3 protein-coding genes are annotated in these 3,194 nt (G+C 76.0%); all 3 read right to left on the bottom strand.

Annotated elements, in window-relative coordinates; genetic code table 11:
- On the bottom strand, nucleotides 1-1,372 hold a 1,372-nt coding region (locus FJY74_09640; protein ID MBM3308574.1), incomplete at its 3' end, for a helix-hairpin-helix domain-containing protein.
- The gene (locus tag FJY74_09645) at nucleotides 1,347-2,201 is read right to left on the bottom strand and encodes a hypothetical protein (GenBank protein ID MBM3308575.1); all 855 of its coding nucleotides are present in this window, start codon (nucleotides 2,199-2,201) and stop codon (nucleotides 1,347-1,349) included. The genes FJY74_09645 and FJY74_09640, both read right to left, overlap by 26 nt.
- A 23-nt stretch (nucleotides 2,202-2,224) precedes the next feature.
- On the bottom strand, nucleotides 2,225-3,194 hold a 970-nt coding region (locus FJY74_09650; GenBank protein MBM3308576.1), incomplete at its 5' end, for a lamin tail domain-containing protein.

Below are 3,194 nucleotides of genomic sequence, written 5' to 3' on the forward strand. Positions count from 1 at the left end.
CAGACCCGAGCGGGCTCCAGTAGTCCGGCGCGAAGCGCGCTGCCCCGAACGCCACGGCCGCGCGCCCGAGCGACGCCTTCGCGGCTCCCGCCCACGCCGCCGCACCGTCCTCGGTCGCGGCGACCTCGGCGCCGACCTGCCACCGCTCGCCGCGCAGGAGCGCGTCAGCGCCCCCGAGCCGCAGCGCGCTTCCTGCGAACCTGAACCGCTGCCGCTCCGGATCCCCCGCCGCGAACGCCGGGTCGTACCTGAACCTCGCGACGGTGGCGGCGAACCGCGCGCCGGGCCGCGGTGCAAGCGTGAGCCGGACCGCGACAAGCTCCTCCTCGAGCGCGTCCCGGCCCGCGCGTTCGCCGTCGGTCCTGTGCAGCCCGCTCGCGCGAAGCGAGCTCACGAGTCCCTCCGCGTTGAGCCCGGCGTCGAGCCGCGTGCGGGCGAGGACGACCTGCGCGCGGAGGATGCCGCGCTCCGCCTCAGCGTACGCGCCGCGCCGCGCCGTGGACTCGGACGCCCCGTCGTAGATGCGGAGCCGCTCGCTCCGCCGCGGGAAGCCCGCGACCGACGCGATGCCGGACGCGCCGGCGACGAGGCCCTGCCCCCAAGCGACCCCGAGGTCCCCGACCCCGACCCGCAGTCCCTCCACCGGCCGCCACTCCGCGCCGAGCGCCGCGTGGTCCGCGAGCGACGCCTCGCCCTGGTCACGCTCGCACGCAAGCCCGAGTCGCAGGCGGTCCCCGTGCGCGGCCCTGAGCCGTGCGAACGACCCGGGAGCGCGTGAAGCGACCGTGGACGAGGAGGAGCCGCGCACGAGCGCGCTCCAGCGGAGGGCCGGCGCAGGGGCAGCGCGGGCATTGCCGGCAGCACGCGCCGTCCGGGCGCCGGCGTTGCCGGCCGCCCCGGCCACCGCGTCGCGCGGCGCCACTGCTGTGACGTACGGCGCGACCAGCGCGTACGCCTCCGGCGAGAGGCACCCGCGGTCCACCAGTTCCTCGGTCGTCGCGAACGGACCGCCCTCGGCGCGCGCGGCGACGATCCTGAGCGCCGCGCCGGGGTCCAGGAACGGAAGTCGCAGGAGGTTTCCCAAGGGCGCCGAGTTCACGTCGAGCGGGTGCTCACGGAACGCGGCCGCTTCCCGCAAGAGGTCGTCCGCAAGCGCTCCCACGTCACCCGCGGGCTCGCCGTCGTATGCGAACACGCCGGCCGCCTCGAGCGCGGCGGCGATGTCGAGCGCATCGCCCGGCTCCGGCGCCTGGACGACATCGTCCGGCGATGACGGCGCTCCGTCCGCGCGCGCCGGGAGCGCCTGCGACGCGACGGCAACCACGATCGAGGCCGCAAGCAGAGCCCTAGCGGCCGAAGCGAACCGTGACAAAGGTGCTCACTCCCAGTTCGGGGTGCCATGTCCACGCGGCGTCCACGACCGGGCGCCGGAGCGCCTCCGCCGGGTCGCCGCCCTCGCGTCCGATCCCGATCCCAAGCCCGACCGTCCCCGGCTCGCTCGTCGCCGACGCCCGCACGCGAAGCCACGCGCCCGCGGCCGCTTCGACGGCCAGCGAGGACGACGCCGGGAGCCCCGCCTCGGCGCGCACACCGGCCTCGAGCGTCGCTCCGTCGAGCGCGAGCGCGGCGGACGCGCCCGCCGCCGTGGCGACCGGCGAACCGCCGATCCGCGCGCCACCCGCGTTCTCGACGCCCGCCGCGAGCACGAGCCTGCCTGCCGCGCGCCGCGCGATCCTCGCGTCCACCGCGCAGGACCACAGGCCGTCGTACCCCTCCGCCGCGATGCCGAGAACGCGCACGCGCAGCCAGCATGCCAGATCGTCGGACAGGCGCCGTCCGACCTCGGCCGCGACCGTGCGTTCCTCGTACCGGCGCGAACCCAGCGTCGCCGCGCGCACCGCGGCGCGGGTGTCGTCGCGCGCGACGCCCGCCTCCGCCGCGGCCCCTCGCGCCTCCGCAAGCCCGTAGAGCTCGCCGCCCGAGAACGACGCGGACCAACGCGGGCCCCGTGCGGCCGCGGCGGTGTCCGACGGCGTCTCGAACAGCCAGCCCGCGGCCTCCGCTGCGCCGCCGGGGCCCGTCCGGCCGAGCGCCGCGCCGCGCGCGTCGGGCCATTCGAGCTCGAACGCGGCCGCCGCCGGCTCGCGGGCGAGAGCGAGGACGACCGCCGCGACCGCGACGGCCGCGCCGACGGCGGCCACGACCCGCGACCCGCCGCGCGGCCCTACCTCACAATCCCCACGACCGCCTTCGCCGTCACGAGAATCCCGTCCCGCGCGTTCAGCGCCTCGAGGCACATCACGTACAGCCCCGACGGCAGCAGGCCGCCGTCGAACCCAGTCCCGTCCCACAGGACCTCGTGGAGGCTCGCCACGCGCTCGTGGTCCATGAGCACCGCCCGCGCGCGGCCGCGGACGTCGTACACCGTCAGCCGCGCCACCGCGTGCGCGACGGGGAGCTCCATGACCACCGCCACCCGGTCGTCCCGCCCGTCGCCGTTCGGTGAGAACGGGTTGGGGAACACCGTGAGCTTCCCCGCCGAGGGGAACGCCGCGATGTGGATGCTGTTGACCCTGCCGGGCGTCGCTCCCGCAGGCGACACCGAGCTTCCCCAGTTGCCCGGGTCGTCCGGCGAGAGGTCCGGCCTCACCCGTTCGAGCGACACGCCGCGCGCGCCCCCCCACCTGTGGCTGTAGGACACCCGGTCCATCACCGTCCCGTAGCGGTCCAGGAGCACGACCGTATCGTCGGCGCTGAGCGCCATCCATCGCAGCATCTCCATGAGCGGGGCCGGGGTGCCGGGGAGAAGCGCTGTGTCCTGCGCCACGACGACGAACCCGCCGGGCGGCACGACGAGGAGCGAGTCAACCAGAAGTGACTGCGCGACCCGGTCGTCGCCGACGAGCCAGCCGTCCATCCTGACCGTCTCTCCCGACGCGTTCACCAGCTCGAGCCACTCCGTCGCGCTGTCGGCCGGTGAGTACATGATCTCGTTCACGGCGAGGAGCGCGCCGAACCCGCCGACCGTGAAGCTCGTGCGCCGCGCGTTGTCGTTCGGGTTCTCGTCGTGGCCGCACTCGAGGGTCAGCACGGCCGTGTGGTACCCGGGCGCCGGTGACGACCAGGTGAGCGTGAGCGTCACGGAGTCCCGCGGGGCGAGCGCCGCGTCGGACGAAATGGACGCCACGGGCACA

The sequence above is a fragment of the Candidatus Effluviviaceae Genus I sp. genome (assembly GCA_016867725.1).
Lineage (GTDB): Bacteria > Joyebacterota > Joyebacteria > Joyebacterales > Joyebacteraceae > VGIX01.